Raw genomic sequence first — 23,281 nt, 5'->3', positions numbered from 1 at the left:
GACCCGGTACACAGAGGTACCGGATACTGTGGAGCCGCCTGAACATGACCTCGACTGGAGTTCCGTCCCGATCCGAGCACGCCGCCCGCGACGCCGGCGCGGCTCGCCCGGCCAGTCCCGAACAGGCTCGTGACGAATTGATCGAACGGGCCGCCGCCAACGCCCCCGAGCTCGCCGACCTGATCCGCCTGTACTACCGCCACGTCCCCGCCGAGGAAGTCAACGACGACGACCCGGTGGACTTGGTGGGCGCGGTGCGCTCGAACTACCAGCTCGCCGAGACCCGGGTGCCCGGGCGACCGGTGGTGCGGATCCTGAACCCGACCCGCGCGCACGACGGCTGGACCTGTCCGGCCACCGTGGTGCAGGTGGTCACCGACGACATGCCGTACCTGGTCGACTCGGTGGCCTCCGAGCTGACCCGCGGCGGCGTGCAGGTGCAGCGGGTGGTGCACCCGATCGTCGTGGTGCGCCGGGACCTGGTGACGGGCGCGCTCCAGGGGGTCCTGCCGACGGCGGACCCGGCCGACCCGCCGGGCGACGCCATCGCCGAGTCGTGGATGCACATCGAGGTCGACCTGCTCACCGACCCGGACCGGGCGCGCGAGCTGCAGACCAAGCTGCACGCCGTGCTCAACGACGTGCGCGAGGTCGTCGAGGACACCGACAAGATGGCCGGCACGGCGCTGCAACTGGCCGAACGGCTGGAGGCCGCCCCGCCGCCGCTGCCCGAGCACGAGGTGCGCGACGGCGCGAACCTGCTGCGCTGGCTGGCCGACGACCACTTCACGTTCCTCGGCTACCGCCAGTACGAGCTGGTGCACGACGACCCGGCCACCGACGGCGAACCCGCGCTGCGGGCGGTGCTCGCGAGCGGGCTGGGCGTGCTCAGACAGGACAGCCTCGCGGCGCGCAGCCTGACGGCGGGCCCGGACGCGGGCGCGCAGGCACTGTCGCCCGAACTGCTGGTCCTCACGCAGGCCAGCGCCCAGTCCAGCGTCCACCGGTCGGTGTACCCGTACTACGTGGGCGTGAAGACCTTCGACCACGACGGCAACGTCACCGGTGAGCACCGCTTCCTGGGCGTGTTCTCCACCACCGCCCTGCACGAGGACGTGCTGGACATCCCGGCGGTCGAGCGCCGGGTGCGCGACGTGATCCACCGCGCCGGCTTCCCGCTGCACTCCTACTCGGGTCAGCGGATGCTGGAGGTGATCCAGAACTACCCGCGCACCGAGCTGTTCTCGGTCGACACGGACACGCTCTACCAGACCGTGACGGGCGTGATCGCGCTCGCCGAACGCCGCCGGCTGCGGCTGTTCCTGCGCCGCGACCCGTACGGCCGCTTCTACTCCTGCCTGGTCTACCTGCCGCGCGACCGCTACACCACGACGTCCCGGCTGGCGATGCAGGAGGTGCTGATCGACCAGCTCGGCGGCGTGAACCTGGAGTACAGCGCCCGGGTGGGCGAGTCGGCGCTGGCGCGCGTGCACTTCACCGTGCACACCGACCCGAACCGCCAGGTCGAGCCGGACACGGGCTACATCCAGCACCTGCTGGCCGAGGCGGTCCGGTCCTGGGACGACCGCATGGTCGAGGCGGTGCTGGAGGGCCACGGCGCGGGCCTGGGCGCGGAGTCGTCCTCCGAGCAGGGCCAGCGGATCGCCGCCGCGTTCCCCGAGGCCTACAAGGAGGACTTCACCGCGGTCGAGGGCCTGGCGGACTTCCGGCGCATCGAGGCGCTGGCACCCGGCGCGCTGGACCTCGCGTTCTACGTGCCGCGCGACGCCGAGCCGGGCGAGCGGCGGTTCAAGCTGTTCCTGGTCGGCGCGCGGCTGACGCTGTCGGACGTGCTGCCGATGCTGCAGCGCATGGGCGTGGTCGTGGTGGACGAGCGCCCCTACGAGCTCAGCCGCGACGACGGCGTCGAGTGCTGGATCTACGACTTCGGCCTGCGCCTGGACCAGGCGACGCTGGAGAAGCTGTCGAGCGAGGACCTGGAGTCGGTGCGCACCCGGTTCCAGGACGCGTTCGCCGCCGCGTGGCGCGGTGAGGCCGAGGTCGACGGGTTCAACACGCTCGTCCTCAAGGCGGGCGTCACGTGGCAGCAGGCCGCGATGCTGCGCGCCTACGCCAAGTACCTGCGCCAGGCGGGCACGCCGTACAGCCAGGACTACATCGAGGACGCGGTGCTGGGCCACACCGAGGTCGCCACGGCCCTGGTGCGGCTGTTCGAGACGCGGTTCGACCCGGCGCTGTCGGACGAGCAGCGCGCGGACCGCACCGAGCACCTGGCCACCGAGATCACCGCGATGATCGACGACGTGACCAGCCTGGACGCGGACCGCATCCTGCGCAGCCTGCTCACGCTGGTGCAGGCCACGCTGCGCACGAACTACTTCGTCCGCGACGTCGACGGCAACCCGCGCCCGTACCTGGCGGTGAAGCTGAACCCGCGCGCGATCCCGGACCTGCCGCAGCCGCGCCCGCGGTTCGAGATCTTCGTGTACTCGCCGCGCCTGGAGGGCGTGCACCTGCGGTTCGGGCCGGTCGCCCGCGGCGGGTTGCGCTGGTCCGACCGCCGGGAGGACTTCCGCACCGAGATCCTGGGCCTGGTGAAGGCCCAGGCGGTGAAGAACGCGGTGATCGTGCCGGTCGGCGCGAAGGGCGGCTTCGTGCTCAAGCGCCCGCCCGCACCGACGGGCGACCCCGGCCAGGACCGCGAGGCGCTGCTCGCCGAGGGCATCGCCTGCTACCGGCAGTTCATCTCCGGCCTGCTGGACCTGACCGACAACCTGAACTCCGGCACGGTGCTGCCCGCGCCGCAGGTCGTGCGGCACGACGGCGACGACACCTACCTGGTGGTCGCCGCGGACAAGGGCACGGCGTCGTTCTCCGACATCGCCAACGAGGTGTCGAAGTCCTACGGCTTCTGGCTGGGCGACGCGTTCGCCTCCGGCGGCTCGGTGGGCTACGACCACAAGGCGATGGGCATCACCGCCAAGGGCGCGTGGGAGAGCGTGAAGCGGCACTTCCGCGAGCTGGGCACGGACACGCAGACCGAGGAGTTCACCGTCGTCGGCGTCGGCGACATGTCAGGTGACGTGTTCGGCAACGGCATGCTGCTCTCCGAGCACATCCGGCTGGTGGCCGCGTTCGACCACCGGCACGTCTTCATCGACCCGGACCCGGCGGCCGCGGCGGGCTTCGCCGAGCGCAAGCGGCTGTTCGAGCTGCCCCGCTCGTCCTGGGACGACTACGACCGCTCGCTGATCAGCGAGGGCGGCGGCGTGTGGCCCCGCACGGCCAAGTCGATCCCGGTCAGCGAGCAGGCCCGGGTGGCCCTGGGGCTGCCCGAGGGCGTGGTGAAGCTGTCGCCGCCGGAGCTGATGAAGGCGATCCTGCTCGCCCCGGTGGACCTGCTGTGGAACGGCGGCATCGGCACCTACGTCAAGGCGACCGCCGAGTCGCACGCCGAGGTCGGCGACAAGGCCAACGACGCGATCCGCGTCAACGGCGCGGACCTGCGGGTGAAGGTCGTCGGCGAGGGCGGCAACCTGGGCCTGACCCAGCGCGGCCGGATCGAGTTCGCCCGCACGGGCGGCAAGGTCAACACCGACGCGCTGGACAACTCCGCCGGCGTCGACTGCTCCGACCACGAGGTCAACATCAAGGTCCTGCTGGACGAGCTGGTCCGCGACGGCAAGCTCGACCAGGACCAGCGCAACGAGCTGCTCGGCCAGATGACCGACGAGGTCGGCAGGCTCGTGCTGGCCGACAACTACTCGCAGAACGCCGTGCTGGGCGTGTCGCGGGCGCACGCCGCGCCGATGCTGTCGGTGCACGCGCGCCTGGTCGCGGACCTGGAGCAGCGCGGGGTGCTCGACCGGGCCCTGGAGGCGCTGCCGAGCGCGGCGGAGTTCAAGGCGCTGGAGAAGGCGGGCGACGGCCTCACCTCCCCCGAGCTGGCCACGCTGCTCGCGCACGTGAAGCTGGCGCTGAAGGAGGAGGTGCTGGCCAGCGACCTGCCGACGATCGACGTGCTGGCCCGGCGGCTGCCCGAGTACTTCCCGAGCGAGCTGCGGGAGCGGTTCGCCGACGCCGTCGGCAACCACCCGCTGTCCCGCGAGATCATCACCACGGTGCTGGTCAACGAGGTCGTGGACGGCGGCGGCGTGTCGTTCGCGTTCCGGTTGGCCGAGGAGATCAGCGCCTCGGCGACGGACGCGGTGCGCGCCTACGCCGTGGTCACGGCGATCTACGACCTGCCGTCGCTGTGGCGGGAGATCCGGGCGCTGGACAACGTCGTGCCGACCGACGTGCAGGACGACATGGTGCTGGAGACGCGCCGCCTGCTCGACCGCGCGTCCCGCTGGCTGCTCAGCAACCGGCCGCAGCCGCTGGCGGTCGGGTCGACGATCAGCCGGTTCGCCCCGGTGGTCGCCGCACTGGCGCCGCGCACGATCGACCTGCTCCAGGGGCACGAGAAGGAGTCGGTGATCGCGCACGTCGAGCGGCTGGTCGAGCAGGGCGTGCCGGTCGGGCTGGCGCGCCGGATCGCCGGGCTGCTGTTCACCTACGGGCTGCTCGACGTCACCGAGGTGGCCGAGCTGGCCGAGCGCGAGGAGGGCGACGGCTCGACCGGGCCGGAGCGGACGCACGAGGAGACGGCCGAGGTGTACTTCGCGCTGTCGGACCACCTCGACGTCGACCGGATGCTCAGCTCGGTGTCGAACCTGGAGCGGCTGAACCGCTGGCACGCGCTGGCGCGCCTGGCGCTGCGGGACGACTTCTACTCGTCGCTGCGGTCGATCACGATCGACGTGCTGCGGTCGGGCGACCCGGGTGACACCCCGGACGAGAAGATCGCCAAGTGGGAGCGGGAGAACGCCTCCCGCCTGGGCCGCGCCCGCGCCGCGCTGGCGGAGATCAACCGGGTCAGCAGGCTGGACCTGGCGACGCTCTCCGTGGCCGCGCGGCAGGTGCGGAGCATGATCCGCTGACCGGCGTGGGGCGCCGCGCGGTCGCGTGGCGCCCCACCGCAGCGGGAAGCCGTAGGTGGCGGTCGCCCGCGGGGCCCTACCGTCGAACGGCATGAGGCGTGCGGCGGCAGTGGTGGTGGCGGTCGTGGCGGTGCTGTTCCTGCCGCACCCGGCCGGTGCGTGGAGCATCGGCGTCAACCGGGTCCAGACGGCCGCCGAGGACGGCGCCCTCGGCGTCGGGTACGGGCCCGGCTGGGTGCTGCTGAGCTACAAGGCGAACGGCCCGATGGTCGGCTACCTGTTCGCCCGGGACTTCCGGTTCGCGGACGGCGTGGTCAAGGGCTCGTTCGACCACATGGACATCCGCGACACCGGCGACTCGTCGGCGGGCAACCCGGAGATCAGCCGCTGGCCGTGGGGTTTCGCGGGCGGCAGCTTCGACGGGTGCGCCTACGCCTACGGCACGGCCAAGTTCGCGATCGAGCGGGACGGCTTCTCCTCCACCCGCTGCGCCAACGGCCCCACCGTCCAGGGGTCGAGCAACGGCGACGGCAGCATCGACACCCTGCGCTGGTGGCACAGCGAGCAGGTGTTCTGCACCGCGACCGGCGTCGACCCGCTGTGCAGCCCGTACGGGGTGTGGAGCGAGAACAAGGGCGGCGGGCTCAAGGTCACCACCGCGAAGTCGCCGTGCGCCGCGTACGGCAACATCGGCTCGGCCGCCGCGTACGGCTCCGGCCCCGCGGCCCCGGCGCACCTGCTGGGCACGGTGCCCGCCGGCGCGCAGGTCGACGTCCGCTACGTCACCAAGGACCGCGGTTGGGCGATGGCGAAGTGGCACGGCCAGGCGTTGGCCGCCGGCACGCACTGGGCGTTCCTGCCGCGTGGCTGCCTCGGGTGACGGGTCGGGGGTGGGCGCGGGCGCCCACCCCCCACGGCCGTCAGTTCCGCCAGGTGTCGTTCAGGGTCGCGGGCGCGGTGGCGGAGCGGTTGGAGCCGCTCTCCCAGGTGACCGCGCCGTTGCTCTCCTTGCGGAGGTACTTGTACTGGAACGCGGTGCCGGAGGGCAGGGACACCGACGCCCGCCAGACCGGGTACGAGGCCGACGACAGCGCCACCGCGGCCGCCGGGTTCCACGCGCCCAGCGACGGGTGGTCGCCGACCACGAAGATGTTCTGGCCCGGCACCGTCGTGGCGTTCACCGCGAACGACGTCGTGCCGACCGGCGGGTTGCCGCCGCCACCGGGCGCGCCGACGTGCAGCGCCAGCGCCTCGCCCGCGCCCAGGGTCGCGGTGACCTGGCCGTTCGAGCCGACGGTGTAGGAGACGCACCCCTCCTGCTGCACGTTGCAGTACGACCCGGCGGGCAGCGACGTCTGGAACGTCCGGGTCAGCGGGGTGGTCTCGCGGTTGATCGCGACGAAGCCCTTGCCGCCCCGCCCGAACGCGATCGCGTCACCGCCGTTGTCCCACCAGTTGACCACCGACGTGCCGGCGACCGCGTTGCGGAAGCCGACCATGGACGCGATCTGCGTCCACCGGTGCTGGCACTTCCACCCGGACGTGTAGCACTCCGACCCGGACGGCGGACCGGCGTCGTGGTCGGAGAACTCGTAGCCCGAGTACACGTTCGGGGAGCCGTAGGGCCACGCCAGCATGAACACGTTCGCCAGCGTGTAGGTGGAGCCGTCGCGGTAGCTCAGCGTCGACCCGTTGCGCTCGGTGTCCCAGTTGTCCACGAACGAGCGGGCCTGACCGCTGGGCAGGTAGCCCCACGACTGGCCGAACGTGCTCAGGTAGGCCAGGTTCTCGTTGGTGAAGACCCGCTTGAGGTCGTAGGCGTAGCGGAACTCGTCCACGTCACCCGAACCGGTGTACTCGCCGGGTTGCACGGCCTCGCCCGCGCCGTAGATCACCTCGTGCACCCAGTACACGTTCGGGTTGCTCAGCCGGGACTTGATCGCGGCGAGGTCGGCGGCCGCCACGTGCTTGGCCGCGTCGATGCGGAACCCGTCGACGCCCATCGCGATCAGCGAGTTCAGGTACGACGCGATCCTGCCGCGCACGTAGTCGCTGCCGGTGTTGAGGTCGGACAGGTTGACCAGCTCGCAGTTCTGCACGTTGTCGCGGTTGCGGTAGTCGCTGATCGCGGTGCGGCAGGAGTGGAAGTCGGGGTCGGAGTAGTAACCGGGGTAGTTGTACTTCGTGTACGACGAGCCGCCGGTGCCCGTGCCGGAACCGGCGCTCATGTGGTTGATGACGGCGTCGGCGATGACCTTCACGCCGGCCGCGTGGCACGTGCTGATCATGTTGCGGAACGCCGCCTCGTTGCCGAGCCGCCCGGCGACGCGGTAGCTGACGGGCTGGTAGGAGGTCCACCACTGCGAGCCCTGGATGTGCTCGGTGGCGGGGGAGACCTCCACGAACCCGTAGCCCCGGGGCCCGAGCACGGTGGTGCACTCGGTGGCGACCCGGGAGAACGGCCACTGGAAGAGGGTGGCGGTGACGTCCTTGGCGGACGGTGGCGTCGCAAAACTTTGCGGAACCGCCAAGAGGCTGAACAGGAGCAGGGCTGTCGCGACCAATGCGCTTCGACTTGCGGAAACCACGTTGTCTCCTCGGTGGCAGGGATGTGTCCTACGTCATACCAGTTGCCACCCTTGCTGAAAACAGTTGCAAAGTATTTCATTGCCCTTCGGCGGACCCGATCCGGAAGGACACCCCCATGACGCAGGACTGGTGGCGCGAGGCCGTCATCTACCAGGTCTACGTGCGCAGCTTCGCCGACTCCGACGGCGACGGCGTCGGTGACCTCCCCGGCATCCGCTCCAGGCTGCCCTACCTCGCCGACCTCGGCGTGGACGCCGTGTGGATCACGCCGTTCTACACCTCGCCCATGGCCGACGGCGGCTACGACGTCGCCGACTACCGGACCGTGGACCCGCTGTTCGGCACGAACGCCGACGCCGAGGCGCTGGTCCGCGACGCGCACGGGCTGGGCATCCGGGTGATCGTGGACCTGGTCCCCAACCACACCAGCGACCGGCACGAGTGGTTCCGGCAGGCGCTCGCCGCCGGCCCGGGGTCCCCCGAGCGCGCCCGCTACCACTTCCGCGACGGCCGCGGCGACCAGCCGCCGAACGACTGGGAGTCCGTCTTCGGCGGGCCGGCCTGGACGCGGGTCCCCGACGGCCAGTGGTACCTGCACCTGTTCGCGCCCGAGCAGCCCGACCTGAACTGGGACCGGCCGGAGGTGCGCGAGGAGTTCCTCGACGTGCTGCGGTTCTGGCTCGACCTGGGCGTGGACGGCTTCCGCATCGACGTCGCGCACGGCATGGTCAAGGCCGAGGGCCTGCCCGACGTCGGCACGCCCGGCCACCTCAAGCTGCTGGGCACGGAGGCGCTGCCGTTCTTCGACCAGGACGGCGTGCACGAGATCTACCGGGACTGGCGCAAGGTGCTCGACTCCTACCCGGGCAGCCGGATCGGCGTGGCCGAGGCGTGGACGCCCAGCCCCGAGCGGACCGCCCGCTACCTGCGCGCCGACGAGCTGCACCAGGCGTTCAACTTCCACTACCTGACCGCCGGCTGGGACGCCGCCGACCTCAGGCAGGTCATCGACGACTCGCTGGCCGCGATGCGCCCGGTGGGCGCGCCCACGACGTGGGTGCTGTCCAACCACGACGTGCAGCGGCACGTGACGCGGTACGGCAGCGTGGCCAGGGCGCGCGCCGCCGCGCTGCTGATGCTGGCGCTGCCCGGCAGCGCGTACGTCTACCAGGGCGAGGAACTCGGCCTGCCCGAGGTGCTCGACCTGCCCGAGGACGTGCTCCAGGACCCGGTGTGGGTGCGGTCCGGGCACACCGACCGCGGCCGTGACGGCTGCCGCGTCCCCATCCCGTGGACGCCGGACGGCCCGTCGTTCGGGTTCGGCGACGGCGGTTCCTGGCTGCCGCAGCCGGCGGGCTGGGCGGCGGCGAGCGTGGCGAGCCAGCTCGGCGACCCGAACTCCGTGCTGGAGCTGTACCGCGGCGCGCTGCGGGTGCGGCGCGAGCACCCGGACCTGGGCGCGGGGTCCGACGTGGAGTGGCTGGACGCGCCGGGAGGCGTGCTGGCGTTCCGCCGCGGCGCGTTCGGCTGCGTGGTGAACACCGGCCCGGACGTGGTGCGGCTGCCCGCCGGCGGTGACGTGGTGCTCGCCTCGGGCGGGTACGCGACCGACGACGCGGACCTCCTCGTGCCGCCGGACACGACCGTGTGGCTCTCGCGCCCGTAGAGTCACCCGGTGTGACAGCGCGGCTCAGTGACATCGCGACCCAGGCCGGCGTGAGCGAGGCGACCGTCAGCCGAGTGGTCAACGGCAAGCCAGGGGTTTCCGCCGCGACCCGCCAGGCCGTGGTCGCCGCGATGGACGTGCTCGGCTACGAGCGGCCGCCGCGGCTCCGGCAGCGCAGCGCCGGGTTGATCGGGTTGATCACCCCCGAGTTGAACAACCCGATCTTCCCGGCGTTCGCGCAGGTGATAGAGCAGGTGCTGACCCGCGACGGCTACACGCCGGTGCTCTGCACGCAGACGCCCGGCGGCTCGACCGAGGACCAGCTGACCGAGATGCTGGTCGACCGGGGCGTCACCGGGATCGTCTTCGTGTCCGGGTTGCACGCCGACACGACCGCCGACAAGGCCCGGTACGTCAAGCTGGCCGGGCGGGGCGTGCCGTTCGTGATGATCAACGGCTACACCGACCAGGTGTCCGCGCCGTTCGTCTCTGTGGACAACCGGGCCGCGGCCCGACTGGCGGTCACCCACCTGGCGGAACTCGGGCACGAGATGATCGGCCTGGCCGTCGGCCCGCCGCGGTTCGTGCCCGCGCAGCGCATGGTGGAGGGCTTCACGCTCGTCCGCCCGCAGGCGTCGGACCTGGTCGAGCACTCCCTGTTCACGGTCGAGGGCGGCCAGGCGGCGGCGAACGCGCTGCTGGACCGCGGCTGCACGGCGATCGTGTGCGGCAGCGACCTCATGGCGTTCGGCGCGATCCGCGCGGCCCGCCAGCGCGGCCTCGACGTGCCGCGCGACGTCTCGGTGGTCGGGTTCGACGACTCGCCGCTGATCGTGTTCGCCGACCCGCCGCTGACCACGATCCGGCAGCCGGTCGAGGCGATGGGGCAGGCCGCCGTGCACGCGCTGCTGGAGGAGATCGGCGGCACGTCGGTCAGCTCCTTCGCGGGCACGCACGCCGAGTTCGTGTTCCAGCCCGAGCTGGTGGTGCGCGGCTCGACGGGCGCGCGCCCGCGATGACGGCGGCCGACGCGCCGGCCCAGAGGACGCCGGCCCAGCGGATGCCGGCCCAGCGGATGCCGGCCCAGCGGATGCGGGCCCAACGGATGCGGGCCCAACGGATGCGAGCACAGCGCCTCTCGCGCCCCGCGGCCGACGTCGCCGACCTGTTCGCCTCCGTCCTCGCGCTCCAGGCCCAGGACGTCCCGGCGGCCCGGCTCGCGGCACGCGCCCGCGGCGTGCGGTCCCTCGACGGCCCCCTGGTGCGCACGTGGGCCATGCGCGGCACGCTGCACCTGCTCCACGAGGACGACCTGTGGGTCGTGCCCCTGCTCGGTCCGACGTTCATCGCCGCCGGCCGACGTCGCCGCGCCCAGCTCGGCCTCACCGACGAGCTGTGCGAGCGCGCGCTGCCCGCGCTGCGGGAAGTCCTCACCGAGCCGCTGGACCGCGCCGCCCTCGTGCGGCGGCTCGCCGAGGTCGGCCTCGTGCTCGACCCGAAGACCCAGGCACCCGCGCACCTGCTGGCGTTCGCCGCGCACTCCGGTGTGCTGTCCCGCGGGCTGGACGACACCTACCGGCCGCTGCGCGTGGAGTGCGAGCCCCGGGGCGTGGACGAGCTGTGGCGGCGCTACCGGCGGGCCTACGGCCCGGCCACGCCCGACGACTTCGCCGCCTGGAGCGGTCTGCCCAAGCGGCTGGTCGGCGACCTCCCGGAGGTCGCCGACGAGCCGGCCGAGCCCACCGGTGCGGTGCGGCTGCTCGGCCACTTCGACCCGTACCTGCTCGGCTACCGCGACCGGTCCGCCGTCCTCGACCCCGCGCACGCGCCGCTGGTGCAGACCGGCGGCGGTTTCCTCACCCCGCACGTCGTGGTGGACGGCCGGGTGGTCGCGGTCTGGAGGCGGGACGGCGCGCGGATCTCCGTGCGCCCGTTCGGCGACCGCCCCGACGTGGCCGAGGAGGTCGCCGACCTGGGCCGATTCCTGGACGTGGACGCGCGCTTAACCTGGGTTCGGCACGTGGATAAGGTCACTGCCACGCACTGAACTCGGGAGGCGCGTTCAACTTGGGTGTGTTCGTCACGGGCGTGCGCCCGCGCTGGTCGGACATGGACGTCTACGGCCACGTCAACCACGCCAACACGGTGACCCTGCTGGAAGAGGCGCGCATCGACCTGCTGTTCACCGAGGCGGCGAGGCACGGCCTGGCCGAGATGTCGCGGGGCGTCGTCGTGGCCCGGTTGGTGGTGGACTACCTCGCGCCGCTGGTGTTCACCGGTGACGAGATCCTGGTGGAGATGTCCGTGCGGGAATTGAAGTCGGCGTCCTTCACGTTGGACTACACGGTCCGCGGCAGCCGCCAGGAGGGCAGCGCCGTCGTCGCGACGGCCGAGACCCTCATGGTGCCGTACAACCTGGCGGCCGGTCGCCCGCGCCGCCTCCTCGAAGCCGAGCGCGACTTCCTCGCGGGTTGGCGTGCCGGAGGTAATGGTGCCTGAGCTGGTCCTCGCAGCCCCCGCGGAGCGGGACGACCTCGGCGCGTTCGTCGCGCGCGCCGTCCGCCTGGACGCCCAGGTGGTGGTGCGGCTGCGCAACCGCGCCTCCGGCGACCTCGTGGACGCGTGGGTCGGGACCCCGTTCGACACCCTGGCCACCCGGACCGTGGCGGGCCGCATCACCCCCGGTGACGTCACGGTGTCCGGTTCCGACCTGCTCACCGGCCTGGCGGTGGTGCGCAGCGAGACCGTCGACCCCGGACCGGCGCGGGACATGATGTGGCGCTCGGCGCTGCCGCCGTCGGCGGGCTGGCTGCCCGTGGACCGGCTGCCCGGCAGCGTCGTGTCGGAGCTGGCCGAGAAGGGCGTGGAGGTGGCGCGGGAGAACGCGGGCCCGCGCGGCACGCCGCCCGCCTCGCTGCTGGACCAGACCGTGCTCACGGTGAGCGGCTCGGGGTTGGACGTGAAGGTGCCCATGCGGTGCCTGTTCGCCTTGTCCGGCATGGGGTTCCTGGGCGGCGACGACGTGCGGATCACGGCCACCGACTCGTGGCTGCGCATCGACGCCCGCTTCGGCGCGGTCGTCCGCCGCCGGCACTCGATGCTGCCGCTGCTGGTCTGACCGGCTGCCGTCGCCCGCTCCGCCGCGGCCCGGCCCGCGGTTACCCTGTGATCTCGCGTGATCATGGGGGATTGCCGTGGAACTCAGGGTGCTCGGGCCGGTGGAGGCCCACGTCGGCGGCAGGGCGGTGGCGGTCGGGGGACCGAAGCCGAAGACGCTGCTCGCGCTGCTGGCCGTCCACGCGGGTCGGGTGGTCCCGCTGGAGCGGCTGGTCGACGCCGTGTGGGGCGAGCAGCCGCCGGACCGGTCCCGCTCCGCCGTCCACACCTACGTCTCCGCGCTGCGCCGCGCGCTGGGCGACGTCCTGTCCCGGTCCGGCGGCGGGTACCTGCTGACCGCCGACCCCGACCAGGTCGACCTGCACGTGTTCACCGCGGAGGTCGACGCGGGCCGGCGCGCGTTGGCCGACGGCGACCTGGAGGCGGCGGCGGACCGCTTCGCCGCCGCGCTGCGGACCTGGCGCGGCACCCCGTTGGGCGGCACCCGGGGCGCGTGGGCCGAGGGCGAGCGGTCCCGCCTCGAAGAGCTGCGGCTGGGCGCGTTGGAGGACCGCGTCGACGCGGACCTGGCCATCGGCCGGGGCGAGGCCCTGGTCCCGGAGCTGACCGCCGCCGTCGCCGACAACCCCCTGCGCGAGCGGTTGCGCGGCCAGCTGATGCTGGCGCTGCACCAGGCGGGCCGGCAGGCGGACGCGCTGGCGTGCTACCAGGAGGGCAGGCGCTTCCTGCTGGACGAGCTGGGCGTGGAGCCGGGCGCCGCGCTGCGGTCGGCGCACGAGCGCGTCCTGCGCGGCGAGGCCGACGCGCCGGTCCCCGAAGCGACCCGGCCGCCCACGCCGAGCCAGTTGCCGTTCGACATCGCGGACTTCACCGGCCGGGTGGCCGAGCAGGAACGCCTGGTGGCCCGCCTGACCGGTGACACACCGGCCGTGCGGGTGTGCGCGATCTCCGGCCAGCCGGGCGCCGGCAAGTCGACGCTGGCCGCGCGCGTCGCGCACGCCGTCCGCGAGCACTTCGCCGACGGCCAGCTCTACGCCGACCTGCGCGGTGTTCGGGCCGTGCCCGCCGACCCGGCCGAGGTGCTGGCCGGGTTCCTGCGCGCCCTGCACGTGGCGGACGCGGCGATCCCGGCCGACCCGGGGGAGCGCGCGCGGCTCTACCGCACGCTGCTGGCCGACCGCCGGGTGCTGATCGTGCTGGACGACGCCCGCGACGAGCGCCAGATCCGCCCGCTGCTGCCCGGCGGCGGCACGTGCGCGGTCCTGGTGACCAGCCGCGAACGCCTCGGTGCGGTGGGCGGCGCGACTCACCTGGACCTGCGCGTGCTGCCCGAGCCGGAGGCCGTCGACCTCCTCGACCGGGTGGTGGGGAACGGCCGGGTGCCCGCCGAGCCCCGGGCCGCCGCCGAGATCGTCCGCCTCTGCGGCCGGTTGCCGCTGGCGCTGCGCATCGCCGGCGCCCGGCTGGCCGCGCGTCCCCACTGGCGACTGGCGCGGCTGGCCGAACGCCTCGGCGTGCAGCACCGCGTCCTGCGGGAGCTGACCCTGGGCGACCTGGAGGTGCGCGGCAGCCTCGCCCTGAGCTACGACGGCCTGTCCGACCGCGAGCGCACCGCGCTGCGCCGCCTCGGCCTGCTCGACGTCTCCGCGTTCGGCGGCTGGCTGGTCGCACCGCTGCTGGACTGCGGCCCGCAGGAGGCGGAGGAGGTGGTCGAGCGCCTGGTCGACTCCCAGCTGCTCGACCTCGACTCGACCGACGACGGGGTCACGCTGCGCTACCGCATGCACGAGCTGACCAGGGCGTTCGCCCGGGAACGCGGTGAGGCCGAGGAGTCGCCGGACGAGGTGCGGGCGGCGTGCGCGCGGGCCGGGCTGGCGTGGCTGGGCCTGGTCGAGCTGGCGGGCAGCCGCATGCCGCACACCGGTTTCGCCGGTCCGCCGGTCGCGGTGGACCCGCGGTACTTCGACGACGCGACCGACGTCGTCGCCGATCCCGAGGCGTGGTTCGACGCCGAGCAGGAGGGGCTGGTCGGCTTCGTCGAACGCGCGGCCGAACTGGACCTCGCGGACGTGGCCGGCAGGCTCGCCGCCACCCTGTGCGCGTCGCGCTTCTCGGTGCGCAACCTGTTCGGCCAGTGGTGGCGCACCCACTCGGCCGCGCTCGCCGCGGCACGCCGCGCGGGCGACCTGGCGGGTGAGGCGCGGCTGCTGGCGGGCTTGGGCTGGCTGCGCTACGAGCAGGACCGGTTCGAGGAGTCGGAGACCTACTACCGCGAGGCGCTGGACGCGCACCGGCGCAGCGGTGACGAGCAGGGCGAGGCGACGACCTTGCTGGCGTTGAGCGCGGTGCAGCGCGAGCGCGGCGAACTCGACGCGGCGCGGGAGTCGCTGGAGACGGCGCTGTCCGCGCTGCGCGAGCCCTCCCTCGTCGCGCAGGCCACCCACGGCCTGGGCCGGGTGCTGACCGAGCAGGGCGACCTGGCCGGCGGTCTCGCCGCGTGCGAGCGGACGTTGGCGGCCTACCGCGCGATCGGCGACCGCCGCGGCGAGGCGATCGCCCTGCGGTCGATCGGCATCGTGCACCGGGCCGCCGGGCGGTGGGCGGAGGCGGCCGAGTGCTGCGCCCGGGCCGTGGAGGTGCTGCACGGCCTCGGCGACCGCCTGATGTGGGCCTACGCGACCCAGGCGCTGGTGAAGGCGCGCATCCGCCAGGGCGCGGGTGCGGTGGCGCGGGCGGCGCTGCTGGAGTGCCTGGGCGTGTGCAACGAGATGCGGGACGGCTTCGGTCAGGCGTTGGTGCTGCGCACGTTGGGCGAGCTGGAACTGGCCGCCGGACGCGCCCAGATGGCCAAGAGCTACCTGGAGCGCTCGCTGCACTGGTGGGACTCGTTCGGCCTGCCGATCTGGCGCGCGCGCACGTTGCGTGACCTGGCGGCGGCCCGCGAAGCCCTGGGCCAGGCGGAGGAGAGCGATCTGGCGTGGGCCGAGGCGCTGGAGGTCTTCCGCGCCCACGGCGCCCGCGAGGCCACCGAACCGAGGCCGCGTGCCACGACACCGGTCGAGGAACACCTCCAGACGTCCTGAGGCACGGCAGGCCCCCGGGAACCTCAAAGATCGTCTTCAGCTTTTCTTGAGCACCTCTCGTGACGCTCCTCGGGCAGGCAGACCGAGGAGGAACAGTGAAGTTGAAGGTGCTCGCCGGGATCGGCGTGGCAGTGGGCGTGGTGCTGGGGTCGGCGTTGAGCGTCACGGCGGCGTCGGCCGCCCCCGTGACGAACGCGGTCAACCCGCAGGGCGCGGTGACCGCGAACGCGGGCATCGCCGCCGTGGACGCGCCGATCACCCGCACGGAGGTGATCACGCGCGCCTACTCGTGGCTGACCGCCCGCAACGGCGGTCCGGTGCCGTACAACATGAACGCTTACGAGGGTGGCTACCGGACGGACTGCTCCGGGTTCGTCTCGATGGCCTGGATGATGTCCGGCAGCCAGACCACCGTGTCCCTGGTCGACTACAGCAGCCAGATCGCCAAGGACGACCTGAAGCCTGGCGATGTCGTGATGAAGGGCGGCCCGGGCACCGGTGGCGACGAGGGCCACGTGGCGATCTTCGAGCGGTGGGCGGACGCGGGTCGCTCCTCCTACGTCGGGATCGAGCAGGCCGGCAGCCCCGGTCATACCGTGCGCCGGACGATCCCGTACCCGTACTTCAGCGGCGGCGCGGGGTACCTGCCCTACCGCTACCACCGGATCGTGGAGGACGAGGCCGGAGCGAACCAGCCGACGCCCCTGGTGACGTCGAGCGGTGCGTTGGCGCTGTACGCGGTGCGTTCGGACGGCAACGTCTGGGGTGCGAGCCAGTCGGTGGTCGGTGGTGCTTTCGGGTCGTGGCAGGCGTTGACGTCCGGTGGTGGTTTCGTCGGCAAGCCGGCGGCGCTGTTGTTCGGCAACGGCACGATCGGGTTGTACGTCCGCACGGTCGATGGCCGTGTGATGGCGGCGGGTCAGAGCGTGCCGGGTGGTGCGTTCGGGCCGTGGTCCACGATCGGCGGCAGCGGTGGCGTCGCCGGTGACCCGACCGCGGTGTTGACCTCGACGGGCACGGTCGCGGTGTACGCGGCCAACTCGGCCGGCGGTGTGTCCGGTGCGTCGCAGAGCGCTCCGGGGGCGACGATCGGTACCTGGTCGATGCTGGGCGGCAGCGGAGTCGTGGGGAAGCCGGCCGTGGTGGTGTTCGGCAACGGCACGATCGGCCTCTACGCCCGCACCACCTCCGGCACCGTCGTGGCCGCGGGCCAGAGCGCACCCGGCAGCGCGTTCGGCGCGTGGTCGACCATCGGCGGCAGCAGCGGCGTGGCGAGTGACCCGACCGCCGTGATGACCCCGTCCGGCACGGTCGCCGTCTACGTGGCGAACTCCGCCGGTGGCGTCTCGGGGGCGTCGCAGAGCGCTCCGGGGGCGACGATCGGCACCTGGTCGATGCTGGGCGGCAGCGGAGTCGTCGGCAGGCCCGCCGCCGTGGTGTTCGGCAACGGCACGATCGGCCTCTACGCCCTCACCAGCGCCGGCACCGTCGTGGCGGCCGGTCAGAGCGCCCCGGGCGGCGCGTTCGGCGCGTGGTCGGTGATCGGCGGCAGCGGCGGGGTCGCGAGCACCCCGGCGGCCCTGCTCACCCCGAACGGCCTGGTCGCCGTCTACGTGACCAACTCCGCCGGCGGTGTCTCCGGCGCGGCGCAGAGCACGGCCGGCGGCACGATCGGCACCTGGCAGCAGCTCGGTTGAGCGTCCGGACCGGAACGAGGGGAAATCACGTGGGAACGCTCATCGAGCACGCCCGGATCGCGGTGCTGGCCACCGCCACCCTGAGCGCGACCGTCCTGGCGACCCCGGGCGCCGCCGCGGAGGCCGAGTGCCCCGTGCCGCTGCCCGGCCGCGACCTGGCGGTCACCAAGACGGTCCACCAGGTGGGCCACCGACTCGGCGTCAACGACAAGGTCATGCTCGCGGGCTTCGAGGCCGGCTGGGTCGAGTCCCGGATGAACAACCTGGACTGCGGCGACCTGGACTCGCTCGGCGTCTTCCAGCAGCGGCCCAGCCAGGGCTGGGGCACGCGCGAGCAGATCCTCAACGTGGAGTACGCCGCCAACGCGTTCTTCACCAGGGCGATCGACAGCGACCGGCGCAACCCGGGGCTGACCGCCGGGCGGCTCGCGGACAGCGTCCAGCGGTCCTGCTGCCCGGACCGGTACGACGCGGCGGAGGGCACGGCCCGGTCGCTGCTCGCCGAGGCGGCCGCGTACGCCGTCGCCCCGGCCTCACCCACCCCGCTGGTGACGTCGAGCGGTGCGTTGGCGCTGTACGCGGTGCGTTCGGACGGCAACGTCTGGGGTGCGAGCCAGTCGGTGGTCGGTGGTGCTTTCGGGTCGTGGCAGGCGTTGACGTCCGGTGGTGGTTTCACCGGCAAGCCGGCGGCGCTGTTGTTCGGCAACGGCACGATCGGGTTGTACGTCCGCACAGTGGACGGCCGTGTCATGGCGGCGGGTCAGAGCGTGTCGGGCGGTGCGTTCGGGCCGTGGTCCACGATCGGCGGCAGCGGCGGCGTCGCCAGCGACCCGACGGCCGTGTTGACGGCATCCGGCCTGGTCGCGGTGTACGTGACCAACTCGGCCGGTGGCGTCTCCGGTGCGTCGCAGAGCGCCCCGGGGGCGACGATCGGCACCTGGTCGATGCTGGGCGGCAGCGGCCTGGTGGGCAAGCCTGCCGTGGTGGTGTTCGGCAACGGCACGATCGGCCTCTACGCCCGCACCACCTCCGGCACCGTCGAGGCGGCGGGCCAGAGCGCTCCGGGCGCGACCTTCGGCCCGTGGTCCCCGGTCGGCGGCAGCAACGGGGTCGCGGGTGACCCGACCGCGTTGCTCACCGCGAACGGGCTGGTGGCGGTGTACGTGGCCAACTCGGCAGGCGGTGTCTCCGGCGCGGCGCAGACCACGCCCGGCGGCACGATCGGCACCTGGCAGCAGATCGGCGGCATCGGCTTCGTGGGTCGGCCGGACGCGGTGCGGTTCGGCGACGGCACGATCGGCCTGTACGCCCGCAGCGTGAACGGCTCGATCCTGGCGGCCGGTCAGAGCGCCCCGGGCGCGACCTTCGGCCCGTGGTCCCTGGTCGGCGGCAGCGGAGGTGTCACGAGCGACGCCGACGCGCTGATCACGGCGAACGGGCTGGTGGCGGTGTACGTGGCCAACTCGGCCGGCGGTGTGTCCGGCGCGGCGCAGAGCACGGCCGGCGGCACGATCGGGACGTGGCAGCAGCTCGGCTGACGCCCGCGCGCCCGCTGCCCCCGCCTCACCCGAGGCGGGGGCAGCGGCACGTCGTCAGACCAGCCAGACCGCCGTGTCGGGCGGCAGCAGGCTGCCCTCCATCGGACCGCTGGCCAGCAGCACCTCGCCCGGCGGCAGCGGCACCGGGCCGCCCGAGGTGTTCAGCGCGCAGATCAGCCCGCCGCCCTTGCGGCGGAACGCGAAGCAGCCGGGCGGCGCGCCGTACCACTCCAGCTCGTCACCGGCGAACGCGCCGTGCGACTTCCGCAGCTCCAGCGCCTGCCGGTAGAACGACAGCATCGAGTCCGGGTCTTCCAGCTGCGACTCGGCGGTCAGGGCCGCCCACTCGTTCGGCTGCGGCAGCCAGGTGCTCACGCCCTGGGAGAAGCCGAACGGCGGGGTGTCGCCCTCCCACGGCAGCGGCACGCGGCACCCGTCACGGCCCCGCTCGGTGTGCCCGGACCGCAGCCAGATCGGGTCCTGCAGCGCCCACTCCGGCAGCTCCACGTCCGGCAGGCCCAGCTCCTCGCCGTTGTAGAGGTAGACCACGCCCGGCAGCGCCAGCTCCACCAGCGCCATCGCCCGCGCCCGCCGCGCGCCCAGCTCGCCGCCGCCGTACCGCGTCACGTGCCGCGTCACGTCGTGGTTGGACAGCGTCCAGGTCGGCGGGGTGTCCAGCCCGCGCACCGCGCCCAGCGAGTGCTCGATCGCCGTCCGCACGCCGTCGGCGTCGAACGGTGCCTCGACCAGCCGGAAGTTGAACCCGAGGTGCAGCTCGTCGGGCCGCACGTACCGGGCGAACCGCGCGTCGTCCTTGACCCAGATCTCGCCGACGGCCATCCGGCCGGGGTACTCGTCGATCACCTTGCGGATCATCCGGTGGATCTCGTGCACGCCGTCGTTGTCGAACCGGGGGTCCAGCGAGTTGTCATGCATCACACCCGCGCCCAGCTCGGCCCGCGGGTCGATGTTCGGCAACCCGTAGGGCTTGGCCATGCCGTGGGCGACGTCGATGCGGAACCCGTCCACCCCGCGGTCGAGCCAGAACCGCAGCGTGCGCGCCAGGTCGGCGGCGACCTCCGGGTTGTCCCAGTTCAGGTCGGGCTGCTCGGGGGTGAACAGGTGCAGGTACCACTGCCCGTCGGGCACGCGCGTCCACGCCGGCCCGCCGAACTGGCTGGGCCAGTTGTTCGGCGGCACGGACCCGTCGAAGCCGCCGCCGTCGCGGAAGACGAACCGGTCCCGCTCGGCCGACCCGGGCCCGGCCCGCAGCGCGGCCTGGAACCACTCGTGCCGGTCGCTGGTGTGGTTCGGGACCAGGTCGATGGTGACCTTGAGGTGGTGCGCGTGCGCCTCGGCGACCAGCCGGTCGAACGCGGCCAGGTCGCCGAACAGCGGGTCGACGTCACGCGGGTCTGCCACGTCGTAGCCGTGGTCGGCCATGGGCGAGGTGAAGAACGGCGTGAGCCACAGGGCGTCCACGCCGAGCAGTTCCAGGTAGCCGAGCCGGGAGCGGATGCCGTCGAGGTCGCCCACGCCGTCACCGTTCGCGTCGGCGAAGGATCGGACGTAGACCTGGTAGAAGACGGCGTCACGCCACCAGGCGGACTCGTCGGCGATCTCTGGTCGTGGATCGGAGGATCGTCGCACGAGGAGTCATCCTGCCATTCGCGACCGACACCACGCCCCCGTCAGTGCGGTCAAAGGTCACACCCAGGCGTTCATCATGCTGTTGGCGGCCATCTCGAGGTACGCCCACAGCTGCTTGCGGTGCTCGGGGGACAGCTCGACGGAGTCGACGCCGACCTTCATGCAGCGCAGCCACGCGTCCCGCTCCACGGGACCGATGACGAACGGCGCGTGGCGCATCCGCAACCGGGGGTGACCGCGGTTGTCCGAGTACGTGTGCGGACCGCCCCAGTACTGCATGAGGAACAGCCGGAACCGCTCCTCGGCGGGGCCGAGGTCCTCTTCGGGGTACATCGGGCGCAGGACGGGGTCGTCGGCGACTTCCTCGTAGAAGCGCGCGACGATCTTGTGGAACGTCTCGTACCCGCCCACTGCCTCGTAGAAGTTGTCCGCAGGAGTGGTCACCCCTCCATCCTGCCTCAGCCGCCGGGCTGCCTTCGACGCCGACCCCGCCCGAGCGCGGGGGTTGGCGAACGGCCGGCGCATCGCGCCGGTCGCTGGTGACCGCTCCGGCCGCCACCCCATCCTGGGCCGGGGATCACCGGCCGCGAGGGGGAGGGCACGCGATGGGCGGCTCCAACGAGGCGTTGCGGCACTGGTTCCGGCAGGGCGGGTGGACCCAGCAGGAGCTCGCCCGCGCCGTCGGGCGGCTCGGCCGGGCCAGGGGCCACAACGTCGCGCCGGACAGCTCCCGGGTGCGGCGCTGGCTGGAGGGCGAACGACCGCGCCACCCGGTGCCGGAGCTGCTGGCCGCGCTGTTCACCGACCGGGTGGGCCGCCCGCTGACGCCAGCGGACCTGGGCCTGGCCGCCGCGCCGACCCGCGACCACGTGCCGTGGGACCACCGGGCGCTGGTCACGACGTTGCAGGACTTCACCAGGAGCGATCTGATGATCAAACGCAGGGACGTGCTCGGCGCGACCGCCGCCCTGGCGACCGGGGCCGTGCTGGAGGGCAGGCTGGCCGGGTGGCTCGACCCCGCCGACCGGGCCGCGCCGCCGTCGGCGCTCGGGCCGGGTCGCGTCGGCGTCGCCGAGATCGCCGAGATCGAGGCCGCGACCAGGACGTTCTGGGCCTGGGACGCCCAGCGCGGCGGCGGCCTGTACCGCGAGGCGGTGGTGGGGCAGCTCAAGGCGATGACCGACCTGCTCGACCACGACTACCCCGACGCGATCTCCCGCCGCCTGTTCCGCTCGACCGCCGACCTGGCCCGGCTGGCCGGCTGGATGTCGCACGACGTGGGCCTGCAGGCGACCGCGCAGCGGTACTTCACCCTCGCGCTGCACTGCGCCAAGCGGGCCGGGGACACCGGGCTGGGCGTCGAGGTGCTGTCCCGGATGGCCCGCCAGATGGTGCACGTCGGCAAGCCGCGCGAGGCCCTGTCCCTGGTCGCGCTGGCCCGCCGGGGAGCGGGGGCCGGGCTCGCGCCGATGGCCTCGGCCATGCTGGCGACCTGCGAGTCGTGGGCGCACGCGTCGCTGGGGGACCTCGCGGCGGTGGACCGGGCCGTCGGCGTCGCCGAGTCGTGCTTCTCCCGCGCCGACCCCGCCGCGACGCCGGGCTGGCTGTCGTACTTCGACCGAGCCGGGCTGGAGGGCATGGCGGCCCTGGCGTACCGGACGGCGGCCGAGCACCACCCCGGCGCGGAGCGGCGGGCCGAACCGCACCTGGCGGAGGCGCTGCGGCTGCGCCGCGACACCTACCGGCGGTCGAACCTGTTCGACGTGATCTCGCTCGTGGGCGTGCGCGTCCTGCAGGGCGAGCACGCCGAGGCGGACCGGCTGGCGGCGCGGCTGCTCGCCCCGGCCGGCCGGATCGGCTCCACCCGGACGTTCGACCGGATCGCCGCCCTCCGCGACCGGGCGAGGGCCGACTCCGCGAGGTCCAGGGACGCGCGGCCGCTGGCGGAGACGCTCACGGCGGTCGTCGCGGCCTGACGGGGGTGTCCGGGCCGGGTGCCGCGCACCCGGCCCGGACGCGCGGGCTCAGGACGCCTTGAGCGAGATGCCCGCGTCATCCAGGGCGGGCATCAGCTTCGCCCGCAGGGCCCGCTGCACGGCCCACTGGCGGCCCGGCCGGACCTTCACCGTGACCCGCATGGTGATGCCCTCGGGCGTGACCTTCTCCACGCCGAGCACCTGCGGCTTGTCGATGACGTCCTTGGCCAGCAGCTCCTCGGCCGCCGCGTCGGTCACCGCCTCGGTCAGCACCTCGGTCGCCGACGCCAGGTTCGCGCCGTAGGCCAGCGGCAGGTCGACCACCGCCACCGCGAAGCCCTGCGACGAGTTGCCGACCCGCATGATCTCGCCGTTGCGGACGTACCAGACCGTGCCGTTGGTGTCGCGGATCGTGGTGATCCGCAGCGCCACCGACTCCACCGTGCCGGTCGCCGGGCCCAGGTCCACGACGTCGCCCACGCCGTACTGGTCCTCCAGCATCATGAACATGCCCGACAGGAAGTCCTTGACCAGGTTCTGCGCGCCGAAGCCGATCGCCACGCCGAGGATGCCCGCCGAGGTCAGGATGGGCGCGGGGTTCATGCCCAGCTCGGTGAGGATCTGGATGAACGCCACGCCGAACACGATGATCGTGACGAACGACTTGAGCACCGAGCCGATGGTCTTGGCCCGCTGCTCGCGCCGCTCCGAGACCAGCGCGCCCAGCGCCTGCGGCGCGCGTTCCCGCAGCGGCTTGAGCAGCTTCGGCTTGCGCCCCTCGTTGCCGCGGGTCATCCGGTCGATCAGCCGGCGGAGCAGGAACCGGACCACCACGGCGACCACCAGGGTCAACGCGATCCGCAGCGCGCCCTCGGCGATCTTGGGCCCGTTGGCCACCCACCACTCGACGGCCAGGGTCGACTTGACGTCCACGTCCAGCACCTGCACTCGAACAGTCCTCC

At 73.2% G+C, this 23,281-nt stretch carries 15 protein-coding genes; 11 read left to right on the top strand and 4 right to left on the bottom strand.

Going from position 1 to position 23,281, the window contains the following annotated elements:
* Nucleotides 1-44: 44 nt before the first annotated feature.
* Together ACIGNX_RS05105 and ACIGNX_RS05100 are read left to right on the top strand one after the other, a co-directional pair.
* Complete coding sequence (locus tag ACIGNX_RS05105; protein ID WP_396536470.1) at nt 45-5,003, top strand: NAD-glutamate dehydrogenase; 4,959 nt, start codon at nt 45-47, stop codon at nt 5,001-5,003.
* A gap of 91 nt (nt 5,004-5,094) precedes the next feature.
* A complete protein-coding gene (locus ACIGNX_RS05100) occupies nt 5,095-5,883 on the top strand; it encodes a hypothetical protein (protein WP_396536468.1) in 789 nt (262 codons plus the stop codon).
* A gap of 40 nt (nt 5,884-5,923) precedes the next feature.
* Here the strand turns inward: ACIGNX_RS05100 and ACIGNX_RS05095 are convergent, their stop codons facing one another.
* Nucleotides 5,924-7,534 carry a carbohydrate-binding module family 20 domain-containing protein gene (locus ACIGNX_RS05095; protein ID WP_396536466.1) on the bottom strand — a complete coding sequence of 537 codons (1,611 nt, stop codon included), beginning with the start codon at nt 7,532-7,534 and terminating at the stop codon, nt 5,924-5,926.
* A gap of 173 nt (nt 7,535-7,707) precedes the next feature.
* Between ACIGNX_RS05095 and ACIGNX_RS05090 the strand changes: the two genes are divergently transcribed.
* From ACIGNX_RS05090 to ACIGNX_RS05055, 8 genes are all read left to right on the top strand, one after another.
* Nucleotides 7,708-9,258, top strand: a complete 1,551-nt coding sequence (locus tag ACIGNX_RS05090; RefSeq protein WP_396536464.1) for a glycoside hydrolase family 13 protein — start codon at nt 7,708-7,710, stop codon at nt 9,256-9,258.
* 11 nt (nt 9,259-9,269) lie between these two features.
* Nucleotides 9,270-10,277 (top strand): LacI family DNA-binding transcriptional regulator, encoded by a 1,008-nt coding sequence (locus tag ACIGNX_RS05085; protein WP_396536462.1) that lies wholly within the window; start codon nt 9,270-9,272, stop codon nt 10,275-10,277.
* A gap of 101 nt (nt 10,278-10,378) precedes the next feature.
* Complete coding sequence (locus ACIGNX_RS05080; RefSeq protein WP_396536460.1) at nt 10,379-11,305, top strand: DNA glycosylase AlkZ-like family protein; 927 nt, start codon at nt 10,379-10,381, stop codon at nt 11,303-11,305.
* Nucleotides 11,306-11,325: 20 nt separating this feature from the next.
* On the top strand, nt 11,326-11,757 hold the full coding sequence (locus tag ACIGNX_RS05075; protein ID WP_396536458.1) for an acyl-CoA thioesterase: 432 nt from the start codon (nt 11,326-11,328) through the stop codon (nt 11,755-11,757).
* A complete protein-coding gene (locus tag ACIGNX_RS05070) occupies nt 11,750-12,376 on the top strand; it encodes a hypothetical protein (RefSeq protein WP_396536456.1) in 627 nt (208 codons plus the stop codon). Before ACIGNX_RS05075 ends, ACIGNX_RS05070 begins: the two co-directional genes overlap by 8 nt.
* A gap of 76 nt (nt 12,377-12,452) precedes the next feature.
* Entirely contained in the window at nt 12,453-15,458 is a 3,006-nt protein-coding gene (locus ACIGNX_RS05065; protein ID WP_396536454.1) for a BTAD domain-containing putative transcriptional regulator, read from the top strand.
* 95 nt (nt 15,459-15,553) lie between these two features.
* A complete protein-coding gene (locus tag ACIGNX_RS05060; RefSeq protein WP_396536452.1) occupies nt 15,554-17,155 on the top strand; it encodes a hypothetical protein in 1,602 nt (533 codons plus the stop codon).
* 29 nt (nt 17,156-17,184) lie between these two features.
* Nucleotides 17,185-18,693 (top strand): hypothetical protein, encoded by a 1,509-nt coding sequence (locus tag ACIGNX_RS05055; RefSeq protein ID WP_396536450.1) that lies wholly within the window; start codon nt 17,185-17,187, stop codon nt 18,691-18,693.
* Nucleotides 18,694-18,747: 54 nt separating this feature from the next.
* Here the strand turns inward: ACIGNX_RS05055 and ACIGNX_RS05050 are convergent, their stop codons facing one another.
* Entirely contained in the window at nt 18,748-20,343 is a 1,596-nt protein-coding gene (locus ACIGNX_RS05050; protein WP_396536448.1) for a glycoside hydrolase family 13 protein, read from the bottom strand.
* A gap of 57 nt (nt 20,344-20,400) precedes the next feature.
* On the bottom strand, nt 20,401-20,787 hold the full coding sequence (locus tag ACIGNX_RS05045) for a globin (RefSeq protein WP_396536446.1): 387 nt from the start codon (nt 20,785-20,787) through the stop codon (nt 20,401-20,403).
* A gap of 161 nt (nt 20,788-20,948) precedes the next feature.
* Here ACIGNX_RS05045 and ACIGNX_RS05040 point away from each other — a divergent pair, with 161 nt between their 5' ends.
* A complete protein-coding gene (locus ACIGNX_RS05040) occupies nt 20,949-22,319 on the top strand; it encodes a hypothetical protein (protein ID WP_396536444.1) in 1,371 nt (456 codons plus the stop codon).
* A gap of 48 nt (nt 22,320-22,367) precedes the next feature.
* On the opposite strand, the gene ACIGNX_RS05035 is transcribed toward ACIGNX_RS05040, so the two are convergent.
* On the bottom strand, nt 22,368-23,267 hold the full coding sequence (locus ACIGNX_RS05035; protein ID WP_396536442.1) for a mechanosensitive ion channel family protein: 900 nt from the start codon (nt 23,265-23,267) through the stop codon (nt 22,368-22,370).
* Nucleotides 23,268-23,281 lie beyond the last annotated feature (14 nt).

This window comes from Actinosynnema sp. NPDC053489 (genome assembly GCF_044544865.1).
Lineage (GTDB): Bacteria > Actinomycetota > Actinomycetes > Mycobacteriales > Pseudonocardiaceae > Actinosynnema.
Note: the sequence above shows the minus strand (reverse complement) of the source record. Positions and strands in the feature narration are given on the sequence as shown.

Excerpts from the sequence above, each read along its gene's own strand:
- ACIGNX_RS05080 (WP_396536460.1), top strand. The coding sequence starts at position 10,379 with ATGCGAGCACAGCGCCTCTCGCGCCCCGCGGCCGACGTCGCCGACCTG.
- ACIGNX_RS05040 (WP_396536444.1), top strand. The coding sequence starts at position 20,949 with ATGGGCGGCTCCAACGAGGCGTTGCGGCACTGGTTCCGGCAGGGCGGG.
- ACIGNX_RS05105 (WP_396536470.1), top strand. The coding sequence starts at position 45 with ATGACCTCGACTGGAGTTCCGTCCCGATCCGAGCACGCCGCCCGCGAC.
- ACIGNX_RS05100 (WP_396536468.1), top strand. The coding sequence starts at position 5,095 with ATGAGGCGTGCGGCGGCAGTGGTGGTGGCGGTCGTGGCGGTGCTGTTC.
- ACIGNX_RS05090 (WP_396536464.1), top strand. The coding sequence starts at position 7,708 with ATGACGCAGGACTGGTGGCGCGAGGCCGTCATCTACCAGGTCTACGTG.